We start from the raw sequence: 18,926 nt of genomic DNA, 5'->3' as shown, positions 1-18,926 counted from the left end.
CTCCTTGCGTCGAGCGGGGCTCTGCGGGATTCAGTTGGCGGCGGTCGCCCGCAGGCTGCCGGGGATGGCGGCGAGCAGTTCCTTCGTGTACGGGTCGGCAGGCGCCGCGAAGATGTCGTCGGTCGTGCCCGTCTCGACCAGACGACCCTGCCGCATCACCCCCACCCGGTCGGCGATCTGGCGTACCACGGCCAGGTCGTGGGAGATGAAGAGGTAGCTCAGGCCCAGGTCGCGCTGGAGATCCACGAGCAGCTCCAGTATCTGCGACTGCGCGGACACATCGAGCGCCGACACCGGCTCGTCGCACACGACCAGGTCGGGCTCCAGGGCGAGAGCCCGGGCGATGGCCACCCGCTGCCGCTGGCCGCCGGACAGTTCGGACGGTCTGCGCCGCAGCACGGAGACCGGGAGCGCCACCCGTTCCAGCAGGTCGGACGCCCGCTCCAGGCGTTCCCTGCGGCCGCCGACACCGAACGCCCGCAGCGGCTCGGTGATCACCTCGGCGACGGACCGGCGTGGGTCCAGGGACGCGTACGGGCTCTGGTACACGATCTGCATGCGCCGCCGCAGCCGTCGCAACGCGCCGCCGCGCAGGCCCGTGATGTCCTGCCCGTCGAAGGTGACGGCGCCCTGCGAGGGATCCGCGAGCCGTACCACCAGCCGCGCCGTGGTGGACTTGCCGGAGCCCGACTCCCCGACCAGCGCGAACGTCTCGCCGCGGCCGATGGTGAAGCTGACGTCGTCGACGGCCCGAAGCGTCCTGGCGCCACCCGTCCCGCCGGGCAGCGGGAAGTCCTTCACCAGGTTCCGGGCGACGACGAGATCCGTGGCCGCCTCACTGTTGCGCGGATCCGCCCGCGCGGAGCCCCTGCGCTCGGCCACGAGACGGCCTCCCGCCAGGCTCGGCGCCGAGGCCAGCAGCTGCCTGGTGCGAGCGTGCCGCGGGTCGTTCAGAACCTGCTCCGTGGGGCCGGTCTCGACGGCCTCGCCCTGGGACATGACCACGATGCGCTGCGCCCGGTCGGCGGCGACCCCGAGGTCATGGGTGATCAGCAGGACGGCGGTGCCCGACTCCCGGGTCAGGCTCCCGATGTGGTCGAGGATCTGCCGTTGCACCGTGACGTCCAGGGCGCTGGTCGGCTCGTCGGCGATCACCAGCCGGGGCCTGGCGGCCACGGCGATGGCGATCAGCACCCGCTGCCGCATCCCGCCGGAGAGCTCGTGAGGATACTGCCGTGCCCGCACCCCGGGGTCGGGCAGACCGGCCTGCCCGAGGATCTCCACAGCGCGCTGCGCCGCGGTGTCCCGGTCGGCGAGCCCGTGGATCAGCAGCACCTCGGCGACCTGGGTCCCGACGCGCTGCACGGGATTGAGCGACACCATCGGATCCTGCGGGATCAGCCCGATGTCACGGCCGCGCCGCGCCCGGAGCTCCTTGTCCTTCACCCGGGCCAGATCGACACCGTCGAAGAGGACTTCGCCCCCCTCCAGCACGCTCCCGGCCGGCAGCAGCCCGATGACCGAGTGCGCCGTCGTGCTCTTGCCCGAGCCCGACTCGCCGACCACCGCGACGACTTCGCCGGCTCCCACGGTCAGATCGATCCCACGCACCGCCGGCACGATGCCCGAACGGGTGCGGTAGGACACCCGCAGCCCGCGTACGTCGAGCAGTGGTTCGCCGCTCATCGCTTCTCCCTGCCTTCCCCGTCGAGCGCCCGGGAGATCCGGTTGGCGGCCAGCACGGTGGCCGAGATGGTCAGGCCGGGCAGAGTGGTCAGCCACCATGCCGTGGCCAGGTAGTCCCGGCCGCCCGAGACCAGTGAGCCCCATTCGGGGGCCGGCGGGACGGCTCCGTAGCCGAGGAAGCTCAACGTGGACACCTGCAGGATGACCGCGCCGAAGTCGACGGCGGCGTAGACCAGTACAGGACCGGCGGAGTTCGGCAGCACATGCCGGAACAGCACCGAGAGGCGGCGGGCCCCGGAGGAGTGTGCCGCCTCCACGTACACCGCGCCGCGCACCCGCAGCACCTCGGAGCGCATGACACGGGCGAAGCTCGCCACACTGGCGACGCCCACCGCGATCGCGACCTTGACGGTGCCGAATCCCAGCGCGGTCACCACGGCCAGGGACAGCAACAGGCCCGGGATCGCCAGCAGGACGTCCACCACGCGCATCAGGACGTCGTCGATGCGCCCACCGATGAATCCGGCCAGCAGTCCCAGCAGCGATCCCACCACCAGGCCCACGGTCACCGCCACCACGGTCGCCTGGAGCGACAGAGCCGCACCGTGGACCACCCGGGCGAACAGATCACGGCCCAACTGGTCGGTGCCGAAGGGATGGGCCGCACCGGGACCCTGAAGCCTGTCCCGCGGCACCCCGGACAGCGGGTCCTGCGAGGTGAACACCCCGGGGAGGAACGCCGACACGATCACCAGCGTCACCAGCACGACCGACAGCACGAGACCGGGGGAGCGGAGCAGAAACCCGGCCAGGCGCCGTGCGCGTTCACCCGCCCCCTCGCGGACGGAGCCGTCGGGCGCCGGCGGGCGTGCGCCCGGCGCCGTGCCTGTCAGCGCCCGGGCGGTCATGAGCTCGGTCATCGCGCCACCGCCCCTACGGTCGTGATCCGTGGATCGAGCAGCGGACAGACGAGATCGACCACCAGACTCGCCAGCACGAACACCAGGGCGCCGAACACCACCAGACCCTGCACCACCGGAATGTCCTGGGCACTCACGGCCGTCGCGGTGATGCGCCCCACCCCGGTACGGGAGAACACCGTCTCCACGACCACCGAGCCCGCCAGCAGATTGCCGGTCAGTATGCCCAGCACCGTCAGCGGTGGGATGGCCGCGTTACGCGCTGCGTGCCGCAGGTGCACACGCCCCCGGCTCGCGCCCTTGGCCAGCGCGGTCCCGACGTAGGGCTCGGCGAGGGCGGTCCGCAGGCTCTTGGCGAAGACCTGGGCGATCACCGCGCCGGTCGGCAGGGACAAGGTGATCACCGGCAGGACCAGACTGCCGAAGCCCTCGTTGCCGATGGCGGGCAGCAGCCCCCAGCGGAACGAGAAGAACTGCACCAGCACCAGACCCACCAGGAACGAAGGCGCGGAGACGCCGAGCGCCGGCAGCGAGAGCAGCGCCTGCCGCAGCCAGCGCCACCGGGTGTACGTACCGATGAGTGCCACGCCCGCGCCCAGCACCAGCGCGAGCAGAAGAGCCGCCGAGGTGAGCTCCAGGGTGGCCGGCAGGTTCGAGGCGATCAGCTGACCGACCTCGTCGCCGCTCTGCACCGAGCTTCCGAAGTCCCCCTGGAGCGCGTGCCAGAGCTGCGTGCCGTACTGCTCGAAGACCGGCTTGTCGAGCCCGTACGACTTCTTGAGCTCGGCGAGCTGTTCGGGGCCGATGTCGTTGGTCTCACCACCGCCCGCGGCCATGATCGACACCGGGTCGCCGGGCAGCAGGTACAGGATGGCGAAGGACAGGGTGAACGCCGCCCACAGGACGAACACCGACTGCGCCAGCCGACGTGCCAGATACTTGCTCATGACAGCCACGTGTCGTGGAACTGCAGCCTGGACGAGGCTTCGAAGTCCAGGTCGTGGACCTTCTCAGACAGGCCGAGGACAGTGGTCAGTTCGAATGCCGGGATCTGGTAGGCCTTGTCCAGCACGGTCTTCTGCGCCTGAGCGACGTACGGTCCGCGCCGCGCCGGGTCGCTCGCGGCGGCCTGCTTGTCCAGGAGGCCGTCGAGCTCGCTGTCGGAGAGGTGACCGAAGTTGAGCAGCTGACCGGAGAAGCCGGTACGCAGGATGTCGGGGTCGACCCGTGTCGAGTTGCCCCAGGAGAAGTCGTAGTCACCCTTCTGCCGGAGCGAGACGAAGTCCCCGATGGTGGTGGACTGCAGGGTGATGTCGATGCCGACCTTCTTCAGCTGCAGCTGGATCAGCTCCAGGGCGGTCTGGTTGGGGCCGAAGTTGGACGCCCACACGATCTTGAGGGAGAGCTTCCTGCCGTTCTTCGTACGGATGCCGTCCGAGCCGGTCCTCCACCCCGCCTCGTCGAGCAGCTTCGCCGCTCCCCCGGGGTCGTGGCCGAGCAGGTCACCCAGGTCGGTGTAGTCGGCCGTGGTGCTCGCCAGGGCGCTCGTGGCCGGCTTGTAGCTGCCGCTCAGGACCGTGTCGACGATCTCCTGCCGGTCGACGGCCTTCTGGATCGCCCGGCGGACCTTGATGTCCTTGGTGATGGGCCGGGCCACATTCGCCGACAGAGCGAACGGCAGTCCCGGGTTCGCCCGGCTCAACAAGGTGAAACCGGCGCCCTTCAGCCCGTCCTCGTCCTGCGGGGCCACTCCGCCGACCGCGTCGACCTGGCCCGACCGCAGGCTGCCCGTGCGCACCCCGGACTCGGGGATCACCTTGAAGGACAGCTTCTCCAGATAGGCGGGGCCCTTGCGGCTCCACAGCGAGGAGCCCCACGCGTATCCGGAGCGACGGCGCTCCTCCACGGACTTGTTCGGCGTGTAGTCGGTGAGGGTGAACGGTCCGGAGCCCACCAGGTTGTCCGTGCACCGTTTGCCGGCGGGCAGCTTCACCGTCGACTCGGCGAGCAGCCCGAGTGTGAAGGTGGAAGTGGCCTGCAAGAACTGTGCGTTCGGGGTGGAGAAGGTGACCTCGGCGGTGTGTTCGTCGACAACGGTGGTGCGCCTGTAGCCGTCCAGATAGCTGCTGCCGAGTACTGCCTTCGCACCCAGCTCGACGATGCCGTCGAAGTTGCTCTTCACCGAAGCCGCGTTCACCGGGGTGCCGTCGCTGAAGGTCGCCCCGTCGCGCAGGTGGAAGGTGAAGGTCTTCGCGTCCTTGCTCACCTCCCAGGACTTCGCCAGCCAGGGCACGATCTTCCCGGTCGCCGGGTCCTGGTCGGTCAGTGAGTCCACCAGCTGGCGGGCCGGGTAGATCGCGTCGTTGTTGCCCGCCTGCTGAGGGTCGACGCAGATCGGGTCGGATGCCAGGGCGAAGGTCAGCTGTCCCCCGGAGTGCGGGGCGGAGCCGCCGGCACCGCCGGCGGTGGACGAGGAGCAGGCGGTCGCCGAGAGCGACAGTACGGTGACGGCGGCGAGCGAGGCCAGGGCAGGACGGTGCTGGGAACGTGGTCCGGACATCAGCGTGTCTCCAGGAAAAGGGAGGATGCCGGGGCACGGCGGTGACCTGCTCGGACAAGAGTGTGAGCAGAAGCAGGCCGGGCCGTGACGCGGGCCGGTCAGGCAGGGGTGAGGTCAGGCCTGACAGATGGCGCTGGAGACGCGGTGCAGATCGATGTGGCGACGGACCGCGAGACGCGGAAGGAAGAATCCCGCGCGGCGCATACCGGCAACGCGGCTCGGGGGTCGGGCCCCGGCGGCAGTCGGCTGGTACGGCATGAGGAACGCGGTCCTTTCGTCCACCTGGCATCGTCCACCAGGGACGTCGCCAGGCAACGTACCAGCTCGAACAGCGGTATGAGAAGGAGGCTTTGGCCGCGACCGGCACGCCATTGTTCAACCGTGGGCGAACGGTTAACGTGAGGAGATCACACACATCAGCGGCCCCTGTCGAGCCGCTGAGCGACCCGACGGCTGTGAGGTGACCGGCATGCAGGCGCGATCCGTCCTCGACCGCGACGACCGTACGCCGACCCACGCCGGGGCCTTGGGCCTCTTGGTCGCCCGTCGCCATGTCGACCTGCTCAGGGTGAGCAGCGCGCTGTGTCCGGGGACGCCCCCGCGCCGCTGAGCGCGTACGTGCTGTTCACTCCGGGCCTCGCCGCGCTCTGAACGCGCGTCCCACGATCACCCGCGCTCCGCTCCGCGCACGCCTCCTCCCCCTTCTTCTTCCCGTGCCCGGCAGCCGGTTCTTCCGGCATGCCCGCACAGCTGACCGAGAGGACCACGGTGCCCAAGAGCATCGCACGCGCAGGCGTGTTCGCCGCGCTCCGGGCGCGTGACCACCGGAACTACTCCACTCCGACCGGAGGTACACCCCATGACTGACCGAGCAGCCGGGCTCGCCGGCCTGCGTCTCGCGCTGGAAGCCGACGGCGACGGCGCCCATCCCGCTGCCTGGCGCCACTCGGGGCGCCCGCCGGGCGCCGTCCTCGGCCCCCGCGCGCTGCGCGATGTGGTCGCCGCCGCCGAGGACGCGGGCTTCGCCCTCGTCACCTTCGCCGACTCGCCGCTGCCGCCAGGGGGCGGCCCCGGGGCGGCTGCCGGACGGCTGGAAGCCGGCACCCGCGCCGCGTACGTCGCACCCCTGACCGGCCGGATCGGTCTCGCACCCACCCTGCAGGTGGCCACCACGGAACCCTTCCACCTCGCCACCCAGCTGGCGAGCCTGGACCACGTCTCGCACGGCAGGGCCGGCTGGGTGGTCGGCACGGCGGCAGGCGAGGACGACCTCGCCACCATCGGGGGAGCCGCACCCTCCACCGCCGCGCTGGCCCGTGAGACGGCCGACGTCATCGACACCGCCCGCGCCCTGTGGGACTCGTGGGAGGACGACGCGGTCATCAAGGACGTGGCGAGCGGCAGGTTCCTGGACTCGCGACGGGTGCATCACATCGACTTCGAAGGCGCGTCGTTCACCGTCAAGGGGCCTTTGATCACCCCACGTCCGCCGCAGGGCCAGATCGTCGTACTGGCTTCCGACGGGCTGGACATCGACGCACGCGCCGACGTCGTCCTGGTCGGGCGGCCGGGCCTCGCCGAGGTCGCGGCCCGCGCGGCCACGGCGAGGGAGGCGGGCGCGCCCCTGGTACTCGCCGAGGTGGACGTGGTCCTGGACGCCGAGGTCCCGGCCACGGACCGGCTCGCCGAGCTGGACGCCGCGGCCTTCCAGCCGGAGTCCGGAAGGCTGCGGCACACCGGATCCCCGGAGTCGCTGCTGGAGTTGTTGCGCGAGCTGGCCGACTCGGTCGACGGGGTGCGGCTGCATCCGGCCGTACTCGCCGTCGACCTGCCTGTCCTGGCCGAGCGGGTCCTGCCGAGGCTGGCCGGGGCAGCGTCGAACCGCGGTCCGGGCACCACCCTGCGCGACACGCTCGGCCTCGCCCGTCCCGCGAACCGATTCGCCGCCGCCGCGGCATCGAACACCTGAGGTGAGTGTCATGACCGAACTGAACCCCCGTCCGCAGCTCCACCTCGGTGTGTTCTTCACCGGCGTCGGGCCGCAGCTCATCTGGGCGGATCCGCAAGCGCCCTCGCACACCGCGTTCGAGACATTCACCGAGATCGTCCAGATCCTGGAACGAGGCCTGTTCGACGCGTTCTTCCTGGGGGAGGGGCTGAGGGTACGCGAGAACCGAGGCAAGGTCTTCGACCTCGACGTGGCCGGCCGGCCCGACGCGATCACACAACTGTCCGCGCTCGCCGCCGTGACCGAGCGGATCGGCCTGGTGGCCACCCAGAACACCACCTACAACTACCCGGCCGACCTGGCCCGTCGGCTGGCCAGCCTCGATCTGCTGTCCGAAGGCCGGGCCGGCTGGAACATCGTCACCACCGACAACGCCTGGACCGGAGCCAACTTCCGGCACGGAGGCTGGCTGGAGCACGAACGCCGCTACGAGCGCGCGGGGCAGTTCGTCGACGCCGCCAAGGAGCTGTGGGGGTCCTGGGCCACGGACGCCGTCGCGCCCGACGGCCGTGACACCGCGAGCTGGGCCAGGCCAGGCTCGATCAGCCCGGTGGAGCGCGACAGCGACCTCGTGGCCCTGCGCGCCACCGCCACCGTGCCGGGTAGCGGGCAGGGCCGGCCGGTGCTGTTCCAGGCCGGCGACTCGGACGGCGGCCGTGAACTCGCGGCCCGCCACGCCGATGTGGTCTTCTCCGCCAACACCGAATACGGCAAGGCCGTGGCCTACGCCGCCGACCTGCGCGACCGGCTGGCCCGCCACGGCAGGACCCCGGACTCGCTGCGGATCCTGCCGGGAGCGAGCGTCGTACTCGGCGACACGGCGGCCGAGGCGGAGGAGAAGGCGCGCTGGGTGCGCGGCGAGCAGGTCAACGGACCGCGGGCGATCGCCTTCCTGGAGCAGTACTGGGGCACTGACCTGTCCGCATACGACCCCGACGGTCCGCTGCCCGACATCGAGCCCAGCGAGGGCGAACTCGACCCCTCACGCGGCACGATCTCCATCGAACGCCGCACCGGCAAGGCCGCCCTGATCCGGAAGTGGCGGGAACAGGCGGCTGAACGCGGCCTTTCCATACGTGAGTTGGTGCTCGAAGTCTCTCCAGGGCACTCGTCGTTCGTCGGGACACCTTCGGCCGTCGCCGACGAGTGGACCCGCTATGTCAGCACCCGCGCCGTCGACGGCTTCAACCTCCTGCCGCACCTGCTTCCGGCCTCCGTCACGGACATCGTCGACAAGCTCGTCCCCGAACTCCAGGAACGGGGCGTCTACCGGACCGCATACACCGGCACCACCCTGCGGGAACACCTGGACCTTCCTCCACTGGGGTGACGGCCGGCGTCCCCGGTGTACGGGCGGTCAGGGCGCGCCGAGACCGGTGCAGTACACCACCGTCGCATCGTCCGAGGCCACGGCGTGGCGCGCCTCCGTCCGCCGGACCCGGCGGATGACTGCGTCGGGTCCGTCCGACGCCAGGACGGTCATGACTTCGGGCCAGTCGCACAGCCCGAACCGGTCCACGATCCCGCTCGCGCCGTTGCTGAACAGGGCGGCGGCACCGGACAGTTCGGAGACCGGACAGCTTCCGGTGACCGCCTCGTCCGCGGCCCGCGGGTCGTCCTTGGCCACCCAGAAGCCGCCGGGCCGGTTCCGGTGGGAGCGCAGCTCACCGAGCACCCGGAGATAGGCGTCACCGCCCCGGGCGGCATCGAGGGCGGGTTCGTAGGACCGGCTGATGACCACCTCCCGAGGATCGGAGAAGACGAGCGGGGCGCCGTGCGTCCTGTCGAGCACGACGGTCGCGTCACCGAGGACCGCACACTCGGCGAGACCGCCGGACACACGCAGGACGGCCACGGCAGCCGACGGGCTGATGACATCGGCGACGTGACAGCTGTCCCGGTGAACGTCCGTCACCTGCTCGATCGCCTCGGCGAGCAGCGTCGGCAGGCCGCGGTCCGGCACGAGTGACAGGAGGCCGAGGAGGCTGCCTCCCAGGCGTGTGGCGTACCAGGCCACCCCGTGCGAGCAGGTCCACCCGGAGCCGGGAATGCCCGCGCCGTCGACCAGCACGGCAGCTGTCGGCACCGCGCCCGCGAAGTCCTCGTTCACACGGTCCGGCCGTGCCGCGGACGTGCTCGTCATCGTCACCCGCATGCGGTTCCGCCGCCTTCCGCCGGTCGGGGCGTCGACCCTACAGCCGACGCCCCGACGGCCGGACACGTGCCGAGGATCAGAGGCGGCCTCCGGGAAGCACGGTGAACGTGGCGGGACCGGCCGGCAGGTCCACCGTGTACTGACTCAGATAGGTGTCCAGATACGGCGAACGGTCTCCCTGGGTGGGGACGTCGTCGGAGGGGTCGTCCAGGGCGAGTCGCAGCTGTGCGCCCTTGACCGTGATCTTCTCGCCGGAAGGCGTGTCGCGCCACGAGCCCGTCCGGATGGACCCGATCTCCACCGCCAGGACGTGCCCGGCCGCCAGCTTCCAGTCCGTCGCCTTGAGATCGACGGTGAGCCTGCCGGTGCTCAGCAGCGAGACCTGCTCGTCGAACATCACGGCGCTGCCGTCCGGGGACACGTCGTACAGCTTGAGCATGACGTTGCCTTGTCCCTTCGCGGTCAGGGAGATCCGCGGGGTGCCCGTGATCCGCACGTCCTTCTCGAGTGCCTTGGACCGGACGACGAAGCTCGATGTGACCGCCCCGGTCTGTCGGATCAGGTCCCCTCCACCGGCCAGTTCCTCCGGTGCGGCCGGATCGGTCGCGGGCGCGTTCTCCATGTCCCAGTCACCCGAGGCCCTCAGGCGCTCCGGTAGCGCCGTGAGGCCGGACGTGGCCGGTGCGGCGAGCGAGGAGAGGCCGCCGTCGTCCACGTACGAGCCGCCGCCGACGGGGAGGGTGACGGAATGGTCCACGACCGGCCAGGTCTTCTGAGCCCGCCACGCGCCGGTGGAGTCCTCGACGGAGTAGGCCGGGTGCCCGCCCGTCGGCCTGACGCCCTTGAGGTACTGGTCGTAGAAGGAGAGGGTCTCCTCGTACCAGCCCTCACGCCCCATGGACAGACGCCCGTCGGCGGTGCGGTCCCCGCCGCGCACGTGCTCCCACTGGCCGACCCAGCCGCGCTCGGGGCCCTTGTGGTTGTCCAGGTACTCCTGCATCTCCTCGGGCTTGGTGTTGTTCTCGATGAACCCCTGGGTCACGAAGAGTGGGGTGTCGGTGCCCTTGGCGGCCTTCGCGAGGTCCCGGGACTTCCAGAACGGGTCGTTCTGGTCGGATATCCGGTACCCCGCCGCGTTCTGCGTCAGGCACTCCGGATGAGCCTCCTCGTACCGGGAGTTGGCCAGGTAGCGCGGGTCGTCGTCCGGCAGCTGGCCGAGCGTGGCGATGGAGTTGTAGGCGTTGGCGGTACCTGTGACGTTCGGGCGGGGTACGCCGTTGGAGTAGATGTACTGGTACATGTCCCAGACGGGCTCCTGGGCGACGACGGCCTTGAGCGCGCGCTGGTCCAGATTGTTGCCGATGAGACCTGTCACCGCGTCGTAGGACTTTCCGTACAGGCCCACGGCACCCGTGGACCAGGGCTGTTTCGCAGCCCAGTCGATGGCGGCCTTCACGTCCGCCTGCTCGCCGGGCCCGGCCCAGTCGAGGCAGCCGGTGGAGCCGCCGAAGCCGCGCAGGTCCACCATGACGAAGGCGTAGCCCTGATCGAACAGGTCGGTGCCCTCGATGAAGTCCTGGAAGCGGTCGGAGGGGCCGGCGTGGGTCCATCCTTCGGCGTCCGACTGCCCGGAGTGCCCGAAGTAGGGGCCGACCGACAGGATGACGGGCACCTTCGCCTTCTTCGGCAGCGACTCGGGCAGCAGCACGTCGGCGTGCAGTTCGGTGCCCGAGCGGTCCGAGGACGGGAAGTAGTGCTGCGTCCAGCGGGAACCCTCGGGGACGCGGTCGTTGTCCTGATGGGTGACGGGGCCGGTCGCGGTGGCGACCTGCCTCGTACGGTCCTGCGCCGAGGGGGGCGCGGAGGCGGCCGCCGGGCCGGCGAGTACGCCGGTCAGCGCGAGGGTGGTGACGAGTGCGGAGGCGGCCCAGGTGGCCGTACGACGTGCTCTCACATGCTTCTCCCGGCTGGGTGGATACGGGGTGTCGCAGTGGTGCAGGCACGAGCAGCGGACTCCGGCCCACCGTGAGAAGCGCACGCTGGTCACGCGTGTCCGCGGAGCTGGATCACAGGCGCGGACAAGAACCGGAGCCGACGGCGGTAAAGTCTATGATCACTCCGGGCATGCTTCAACAGGCGCGTGTGTCACACGTGTTACTGATCCGAGGGGTGAGCCCCGGGGGTGGCGGGCGCCGGCGCGCCCGCCAGGCCGCTGCGGACCAGGGTCAGGAACTCCTGGTCCGTGAGGCCGAGTTCGCGCGCCTGGGCGATGAGGCTGTGCACCGCGTCGGTGAGCCTGGCCTGACCGGCGGCGCCGGGCGCCGCGGTGATCACCGCCCCCCGGCCCCGGCGCAGCTCGATCAGGCTCTCGTCACGCAGCCGCTGGTAACCGCGGAGCACGGTGTGCACATTGACGCCCAGCGACTCGGCGACCTCACGGGCGGACGGCAGCCGCTCGCCCGGGGCCGCCGAGCCGTCGGCGATGGCCCCCCGCACACAGGCGGCGATCTGCTCACCCAGCGGTACGGGTGAGCCGGGGAGTACCCGGAACAGCATGACTAGGACTGCTCCCTCGCGCGGCGTTCCGTCAGACCGTTGAGGAGAGCGGCCGCGGTGGCCGAGTCATCGACCGTCACCACGTACTCGCGTCCCTGAGCCGTACGGACCGACAGGGCCTCTCCTGAACGCATGATCACGCCGCGTCTGTTCGGGCGGAGCCGGTAGCCCCAGCCGCCGAAGTCCGCGGTGGGGTTGATCCGGACGCTGTCGGCGCCGGCGATGCCGTCCAGCGGCAGGGCGAGCCGGGGCCTGGGCAGGACCGTCGAGGCGACGGTGAGGCCGCGCCGGTCGACAGTGACCCGGATGCCCGCGAACGCTGCGCAGAACAGGCCGATGACGAGCGGCGGCAGCCCTGACCGCAACGGGCCGAACGTCAGGAGGGAAATCCCGACGACCGCGAGGACACCGGCCGCGAGCAGCAGCACGCGGGACACGACCGTGCGGCTCCAGGCCGCTGCCTCCCCCTCGGCCAGCGGAAGCGAGCGGCCGGGCGTCGCCGGCTCCGGGCGTGTCTCAGGGCCCATCAGTCGCCAGGCCAGGGCGCCGGTGGCCACCCCGGCGACGAGCATGACGGCGATGTGCCACAGGGGCATGTGCGCGTCGGCCGGGTCCTGGACGTCCGTGTTGATGAGGACGGTGACGATCAGCGGATAGCCGACCGTGACCGCGGTGCCGGCCCCGATGGCGGAATTGACCTTCGATCCACCGCTGTCCCTGGAGACCAGGGGCAGGACGACGAACAGCACTCCGAGACCGGCGAGCAGGGCGCATCCGAACCACAGTGCGGTGCCCCGGCTCATGTAGTCGTCCGCCCCGCCGCCCGACGAGAAGTGGGTGGCCAGCCGGTCGGGCAGCCGGTCGTCGTTCGCCAGGAAAACAGTCGCGTAGGCGGCTATGGCGGCGCCGAAAGGCACGGCCGTCAGGGCGCTCCTTCTGATGGCGGTCATCTTTCTCCCCCTCTACTTGTTTGCATGCAAGTAGAACAATAGCAGTTGTCGGGGGAGGAGTGGATCCGTCAATCACCGGCAGGGGGACGGGTGGCGTCGGTGACACGGTCGATCCGGTAGTAGTCCGCGACGCATCCACCGGGCCAGTAGGAGCGTCCCCGCCGGCTGAACGGCTCCAGCATCTGTCCGATCACGAGGCGTTCGTACGGGAGGACGCGGGCACCGCTGCCCGCACCCTCGCGCAGCCGTCGGTCCTGCGCGTCCCACTTCCCGGCCCGTGCCCGCATGTCCGTGTCGAGGTCGAGCAGCGTGAGGGCAGGGGCGAAGCAGACCAGGACGCAGAGCACCGCGCAGACGGCCCGCAGCGGACCGGTACGCCTCGCGCGCAGGCGGGCGGCCGCCCCCAGCAGCGCACCGGCGCCGACGAGCAGGGCGACGTACACCAGGAGGTAGTCGTTCCACAGCCGGGCCGCGCTGGGCGCGCTCACCCGGTCCTGGAACACCGGGTAGGCGATGACGGTGCAGAGGAAGCCGGACACCAGGAGCGCGGCCACCGCGGCGCAGGCCGCCGGCAGCCACCCGGCGGGCGGTCTGGGCGCGGTCCCGTCAGGACGTGCGCACAGCAGCCCGAGGAGCACCCCCACCGCCAGCGCCCCGACGTACTGCCAGGTGGTGACGGTGCTCAGGGCGATCTCCCCGAATCCGCGCAGGGAGGAGGCGAGCGATTCGGGCGCGACCATGGACGTCGTGCCCGCCCCGAACCTTCCCCGCCGGCTGTTCGAGCCGGGCGAGGTGATCAGGACGAGGCCCCCGACGGCGACCCCGCAGATCCCCGCGGCGCACCAGAGACGCAGGAACCGCCGGGAAGGCGGGGCGGTGCCACGGCAACTGAGCAGAAGGACCGTGGCCAGCCCCACCACCACGACGATCGCGGTCTCCTCCGACAGGGTGCCGATGACCGCACCCGCGCACAGGGCCACGGTGAGAGCCACGCCCCTGCCCCGGCGTGAACGAGCCACCAGGAACGGGAGCAGCGCGGCGCAGGCAAGCACCGGCGGAAGGGTGTGCGAGACCGACGCGGCCGGCCAGTAGAACGTCTTGTAGGTGTTCGGCGTGACGAACAGGAACAGCGCGGTCGCCATCGCGGAGACCAGCAGCGGCAGTCCGCGCGGCACGGTGAGCCGGAGCCGCCGCAGCGCGAGCACGGTCGCCGCCCACAGCACCGTGAGGACCAGTACGCCGCTCACCAGGCCGAACCACTGGTGGCCCGCCACCTGGAACTTCGCATAGGCGCCGACCAGTACGGCGTTGGCGACCCGACCGTTGTCCTCGAAGTAGAACCGTCCGACGAGCCCGGTGACCCCGTGGTCCCGCACCACGGGCAGAAAGCACCAGTCGTCAGCGCCCGGCCGCACCGACCGCCCGAACCAGGCGGCGGCTGCCAGCAGCGCGAGCGGCGGCAGCGCGAGCGCGGTCACCCAGATCGAGGTCCGCGCATCGGGCCCAGGGGTGCGCCGCGACTGTTCCGAGGCGCTCCGTGGGCCCCGCACGTCCAGCCGCCGGGTGGCGTCCGGCCGGTCAGGTGCCGCGGATTCCGGAGTGCTGTCGGACATCGGTGTTCACCGGTCCTCGGAGGCGTGGAGGGGAAGATGGTCGGGGGCCGGGGCGCCCAGGGCACGGTCCCGTGCGCCCACCCGCTGTTCCCGTGCCCGTACGCCCGGGGGCGTGACCTCGCGGCGGCCCGACATGATCGCCCACCGGGCCAGCAGGAAGGAGACCGGGGTGACCAGGACACCGGCGACGAGCGCGGCCAGATTCTTGTCCATGCCGAGACCGCTGACCGCGCCGTAGAGCAGAGCGCCCGACGCCACGAGATTGACGGCGCTCGACACGGGATAGCGCACGAAGGCACGCCAGGTGGGCCGCGTCCGGCAGGTGACACAGGAGTTGAGCAGGAACGAGCACACGATGCTGACCGCGTAGCCGAGGACATGGGCGGTCAGATAGGGGATCCACCGGTTCAGGGCGGCGTAGACGCCCAGATAGACCGCTGTGTTGACGCACCCCACCAGGACGAAACTGCCGAACTGGCGGGCGGTGCGGGTCCGGGACGGGGCGGGTGCGTCCAGCCCGTCGCTCAGCCGGGGCGGCGGGCGGTCCGACAGTACGGGACAGCTCTCGTCGGTCTCCCGCACGACATAGGGCGGACGGTGCTTCGCCTCGTGATAGATGCGGCCCACATACTCGCCGATCACCCCGAGGGTCACCAGCTGGATGCCGCTGAGCGCCACCACCGCGGTGAGCAGGGTGGCGTATCCCGGTGTGTCGGCGCCGTGCAGCACGACGGTCACCACCGTCCACACCGCGTACGCCAGTGCCGAGAGGAAGACCCAGAAGCCGGTGTAGATGGCCAGGCGCAACGGGCGGTTGTTGAAGGACAGGAGCCCGTCGATGCCGTAGTTCAGCAGGCGTCTGTTTCCCCATTTCGAGCGGCCCGCCACGCGCGCGCTGTTCCGGTAGCGGAAGCTGACCGTGTCGAAGCCGATCCAGGAGAAGATCCCCTTGGAGAAGCGGTTGCTCTCCGGCATGGACAGGACGCTCACGACCGCCCGCCGGGACAGCAGGCGGAAGTCCCCGGTTCCGTCCAGGAGCTCCACGTCCACACAGCGGCGTACGACGGCGTAGTAGGCACGGCTGAGGGCGCTGCGGACCATGCCATCGCCGGACCGGTCACGACGCGGGATGACCTGGTCGTAGCCGTGCCGGTGCAGTTCGAGCATGCGCGGGATGAGTTCCGGCGGATGCTGGAGATCGGCATCCATGATCACCACGGCGGCGCCCCGCGCCATGCGGAGACCGGCGAGCATGGCCGCCTCCTTGCCGAAGTTCCGGCTGAACGCCGTGTAGCGGGTCCGCTCGTCCCCGGCTGCGAACGCGCCGATCAGCAGCCGTGTGCGGTCGTTGCTGCCGTCGTCGACGTAGCAGATCTCGAATGTCTCATCGAGCCCTTCCAGGACGGCGGTCAGCGCCCTGTGGAAGGAAGTGATGCCCTCCGCCTCGTTGAAGCAGGGCACGACGACCGACAGCTGAAGGCCGGCCACACGACACCTCCGGACGCTCTGGTACCCGGAGCCGGGGATCCGGCTCGCTCCGGGCACCACAGTCGCGCATCCGGTGGTGAAGTCCTCCTCCTCCCGCTCCGGACGCGCGGGCCGTCGGGCTCTTTCGCACGAACGGCGCACGCCCGGCGCGGGAGGAGGAGCGGGCGGGGCGGATCAGCGGTGGCCCACCACGTTGACCACGCGGCCGTCGGGGTCGCGTACGAAGAACCGGCGCACTCCCCACTCCTCGTCCCGCAGGGGGTGCACGATCTCAGCGCCGCTCTCCTGCATGACCGTGTAGGCCGCGTCCACATCGTCCACCTCCACACTCATGTCGGGGATGACCGGCGCCGTCCTGTCGTGGCTCATGAAGGTGACCTGTGCCGTGGGGTTGGAGGGGGAGGCGAGCGTCATGACCCAGCCGAGGTTCATGACCTCCTGGAACCCCAGGAGTTCGTAGAAGCCGCGGCTCTCCTCCAGGTCCTGCGAGTGGATGTCCGGCATGACGCGGCGGATGGACATGGTGCACTCCTGCTGACGGGCGGATGGGACCGTGCCCCCGCATTCTGTCCGCAGGGGCACGGGTGCGCACGCGAGATCGTGGGCCATCGGCGCCTTGTTTATGGGGGTTGGTGTCGGACAGCCCGTTCTGTGCGCTATCGACAGTTCCCCAGGATGAGCTTAGGCTCACCTAAATTACCGACGGTCCGACGAGGTCCGGGCGGTCGCGCAGGGGCAGGCGGCCGACGTCCACTCCGGCACGAGCACGCCGGGCGCGGATGCCCGGTGCCCGTGCCGTCCATGAAGATCAAAGGGATAACGTACGTCGACATGAGCGCGACTGCAGTGGAGCGTTCCGCTCCCAGGGGCACAACAGGACCCCGTGGAAGACGACTTGTGGGCCTGGTTGCGCTGGTGGTGGTCCTGGTGGCCGGGGCGGCCCTGTCGCTGGCCGTCGGCGCACGCGCGTTGAGCCCGGGGGAGGTGTGGCACGGGCTGTTCGCGGGGCACGACAGCGACCGGCGGCTCACCGAGATCAGGCTCATCGTGCAGACCGTACGGGTGCCCCGCACGGTCCTCGCGATCGTCGCGGGCATCGCGCTGGGGATCGGCGGGGCGCTGATCCAGGGGTACACACGCAACCCGATCGCGGACACCGGGCTGCTCGGCGTGAACGCCGGAGCCTCGTTCGCCGTGGTGACCGTGATCGCGGTCCTCGGCTTCTCCGACCCCTTCCAGTCCGTCTGGTTCGCCTTCATCGGGGCGGCCGTCGCCGGAGTCGTCGTGTTCGGTCTCTCCAGCATCGGCCGGGGGGCGGGCAACCCGCTGACGCTCGCACTGGCCGGTCAGGGAGTGACGGTGTTCCTCGCGGCGATGACCACGGCGGTGGCGCTCTCGGACCAGAAGTCCCTGAACGCGCTGCGGTTCTGGAACGCGGGATCCGTGGCCGGCGTCGGCTTCGACGTGATCTGGCCGGTGACCGCGTTCATCGCGGTCGGCGTGGTGCTGGCGCTCACCACGCTGCCCACCCTCAACCTGCTCAACCTGGGGGACGACGTGGCGCGCGGTCTCGGTGTGAACATCGCACTCAGCCGGACCGTCGGCATCGTCGCCATCACCCTGCTGGCGGGAGCGGCGACGGCGGCATGCGGCCCCATCGCGTTCCTCGGACTGATGGTGGCGCACATCGCCCGGTACCTGACCGGACCCGACTACCGCTGGCTGGTCCCCTACGCGGGCCTTCTCGGCGCCTGTGTCCTCCTGGTGTGCGACATCGTGGGACGCGTCGTGGTGCGGCCGGGAGAGCTGAGCGTGGGTGTCGTCGTGGCACTCCTCGGAGCCCCGTTCTTCGCGGCTCTCGTATGGCGAGGAAAGTTCAGGAGCGCATGAACGGGACAACGGATGTGGAGCGGCGGGCGGCGCCCGGCGTGCGGCTGGGCCAGGTGTCGTTCGTCTGGCGGCCGTGGATGGTGTGCGTCACGCTGCTGCTGGCGGCTGCCACCTTCCTGGTGTTCTGTCTGTCCATCGGGGTGGGGGACTTCCCCATCGGCCTGTCCCGGGTGATCGCCACGATCCTGGGCCGGGGCGAGCAGGTGGACGAATTCGTCATCATGGATCTGCGGATGCCACGTGCCCTGGCGGGGCTCCTGGTGGGCCTCGCCCTCGGGGTGTCGGGGGCGATCACGCAGTCCGTGGCCCGCAATCCGCTCGCCAGCCCCGACATCCTGGGGATCACCGGGGGCGCCAGTGCCGTCGCGGTGTTCCTGGTGACGGTGTCGGGCGGGGCGACCGCCGCCGTCGTGAGCACCGTGGGCCTGTCGGCGGCGGCGCTCCTGGGCGGCCTCGGCACGGGTCTCCTGGTGTACTTCCTGGCCTGGCGGCGCGGGATCGACGGCTTCCGGCTCATCCTCATCGGCATCTCGGTGACCGCCGTGATGGAGGCGATCACCACCTGGCTCCTGACCACGGCCGACATCCGGGACGTGGCGCGCGCCCAGGCCTGGCTGGTCGGTTCGCTGGACAACCGGTCGTGGGACGAGGTCCGGATCGTGTTCTGGTGCACGCTCGTCCTCATGGTGGTCGTGGCGGGCGCCGCCTTCCAGTTCAAGCCCCTGCACCTCGGTGACGAGGTCGCGGCGGGACTGGGCGTCCGCTTCTCCAGGGTGCGGGCGATCCTGCTGCTGTGCGCGGTCCTGTTGGCCGCCGCGGCGGTGAGCGCCGCCGGTCCTGTGCCGTTCGTGGCGCTGGTCGCGCCCCAGGTGGCGATGCGCCTGGCGAGATACCCGACACCGCCGCTGGTGGCCTCAGGTCTGGTCGGCGCGCTGCTGCTGATCGGCGCGGACCTGACCGCGCGTTCGGCGCTGCCGATCACCCTTCCGGTCGGCGTGGTCACGGCCGCGATCGGCGGGCCCTTCCTTGTATATCTGCTGGTGCGGGCCAACCTCAGATAGCTGACGCAACGACGTGTACGAACCGGACAACGGGGGGAC

General features: G+C 70.8%; 16 protein-coding genes. 5 read left to right on the top strand and 11 right to left on the bottom strand.

Translation table 11 applies throughout. The features are described 5' to 3' along the window. Window positions 1-30 precede the first annotated feature (30 nt). Genes OG623_RS00710 through OG623_RS00695 form a run of 4 tightly spaced genes read right to left on the bottom strand, consistent with a single transcriptional unit; the run spans window position 31 to window position 5,166 of the window. Complete coding sequence (locus OG623_RS00710; protein ID WP_406143304.1) at window positions 31-1,686, bottom strand: dipeptide ABC transporter ATP-binding protein; 1,656 nt, start codon at window positions 1,684-1,686, stop codon at window positions 31-33. Continuing rightward, window positions 1,683-2,606, bottom strand: a complete 924-nt coding sequence (locus OG623_RS00705; protein ID WP_406143302.1) for an ABC transporter permease — start codon at window positions 2,604-2,606, stop codon at window positions 1,683-1,685. Before OG623_RS00705 ends, OG623_RS00710 begins: the two co-directional genes overlap by 4 nt. After that, window positions 2,603-3,553: an ABC transporter permease gene (locus OG623_RS00700; RefSeq protein WP_406143300.1), complete on the bottom strand. Its 951-nt coding sequence runs from the start codon at window positions 3,551-3,553 to the stop codon at window positions 2,603-2,605. Before OG623_RS00700 ends, OG623_RS00705 begins: the two co-directional genes overlap by 4 nt. Beyond that, the gene (locus OG623_RS00695) at window positions 3,550-5,166 is read right to left on the bottom strand and encodes an ABC transporter substrate-binding protein (protein WP_406143298.1); all 1,617 of its coding nucleotides are present in this window, start codon (window positions 5,164-5,166) and stop codon (window positions 3,550-3,552) included. Before OG623_RS00695 ends, OG623_RS00700 begins: the two co-directional genes overlap by 4 nt. A gap of 469 nt (window positions 5,167-5,635) precedes the next feature. Between OG623_RS00695 and OG623_RS00690 the strand changes: the two genes are divergently transcribed. The 3 genes from OG623_RS00690 to OG623_RS00680 all read left to right on the top strand — a co-directional run bounded on the left by OG623_RS00690 (window position 5,636) and on the right by OG623_RS00680 (window position 8,504). Further along, a complete protein-coding gene (locus OG623_RS00690; protein WP_406143296.1) occupies window positions 5,636-5,776 on the top strand; it encodes a putative leader peptide in 141 nt (46 codons plus the stop codon). 249 nt (window positions 5,777-6,025) lie between these two features. Beyond that, window positions 6,026-7,135 (top strand): LLM class flavin-dependent oxidoreductase, encoded by a 1,110-nt coding sequence (locus OG623_RS00685; protein WP_406143294.1) that lies wholly within the window; start codon window positions 6,026-6,028, stop codon window positions 7,133-7,135. Window positions 7,136-7,145: 10 nt separating this feature from the next. After that, window positions 7,146-8,504 carry an NtaA/DmoA family FMN-dependent monooxygenase gene (locus OG623_RS00680; RefSeq protein ID WP_406143292.1) on the top strand — a complete coding sequence of 453 codons (1,359 nt, stop codon included), beginning with the start codon at window positions 7,146-7,148 and terminating at the stop codon, window positions 8,502-8,504. Between the two features lie 27 nt (window positions 8,505-8,531). Here OG623_RS00680 and OG623_RS00675 read toward each other — a convergent pair whose 3' ends face one another. The 7 genes from OG623_RS00675 to OG623_RS00645 form a co-directional block, all read right to left on the bottom strand. Next, complete coding sequence (locus OG623_RS00675) at window positions 8,532-9,317, bottom strand: integrase (protein ID WP_406143290.1); 786 nt, start codon at window positions 9,315-9,317, stop codon at window positions 8,532-8,534. Window positions 9,318-9,405: 88 nt separating this feature from the next. Further along, window positions 9,406-11,283 (bottom strand): CocE/NonD family hydrolase, encoded by a 1,878-nt coding sequence (locus OG623_RS00670; RefSeq protein WP_406143288.1) that lies wholly within the window; start codon window positions 11,281-11,283, stop codon window positions 9,406-9,408. A gap of 200 nt (window positions 11,284-11,483) precedes the next feature. Next, window positions 11,484-11,885 carry a GntR family transcriptional regulator gene (locus tag OG623_RS00665; RefSeq protein WP_406143286.1) on the bottom strand — a complete coding sequence of 134 codons (402 nt, stop codon included), beginning with the start codon at window positions 11,883-11,885 and terminating at the stop codon, window positions 11,484-11,486. 2 nt (window positions 11,886-11,887) lie between these two features. Beyond that, window positions 11,888-12,835: a DUF1648 domain-containing protein gene (locus OG623_RS00660; protein ID WP_406143284.1), complete on the bottom strand. Its 948-nt coding sequence runs from the start codon at window positions 12,833-12,835 to the stop codon at window positions 11,888-11,890. Between the two features lie 68 nt (window positions 12,836-12,903). After that, a complete protein-coding gene (locus OG623_RS00655; protein WP_406143282.1) occupies window positions 12,904-14,448 on the bottom strand; it encodes a DUF6056 family protein in 1,545 nt (514 codons plus the stop codon). Window positions 14,449-14,454: 6 nt separating this feature from the next. Then, window positions 14,455-15,936: a glycosyltransferase gene (locus OG623_RS00650; protein ID WP_406143280.1), complete on the bottom strand. Its 1,482-nt coding sequence runs from the start codon at window positions 15,934-15,936 to the stop codon at window positions 14,455-14,457. 174 nt (window positions 15,937-16,110) lie between these two features. Next, entirely contained in the window at window positions 16,111-16,458 is a 348-nt protein-coding gene (locus OG623_RS00645; RefSeq protein WP_406143278.1) for a VOC family protein, read from the bottom strand. A gap of 309 nt (window positions 16,459-16,767) precedes the next feature. Here OG623_RS00645 and OG623_RS00640 point away from each other — a divergent pair, with 309 nt between their 5' ends. Next, window positions 16,768-17,826, top strand: a complete 1,059-nt coding sequence (locus tag OG623_RS00640; protein ID WP_406143276.1) for a FecCD family ABC transporter permease — start codon at window positions 16,768-16,770, stop codon at window positions 17,824-17,826. Next, on the top strand, window positions 17,823-18,887 hold the full coding sequence (locus tag OG623_RS00635) for a FecCD family ABC transporter permease (protein ID WP_406143274.1): 1,065 nt from the start codon (window positions 17,823-17,825) through the stop codon (window positions 18,885-18,887). The genes OG623_RS00640 and OG623_RS00635 overlap by 4 nt, the downstream gene beginning before the upstream one ends. Window positions 18,888-18,926: the final 39 nt, after the last annotated feature.

Origin of the sequence: Streptomyces sp. NBC_01012 (assembly GCF_045162755.1) — a bacterium.
Taxonomy (GTDB): domain Bacteria; phylum Actinomycetota; class Actinomycetes; order Streptomycetales; family Streptomycetaceae; genus Streptomyces.
The sequence above is the reverse complement of the archived record's forward strand: the minus strand, read 5'-3'. Positions and strand labels throughout refer to the sequence as shown.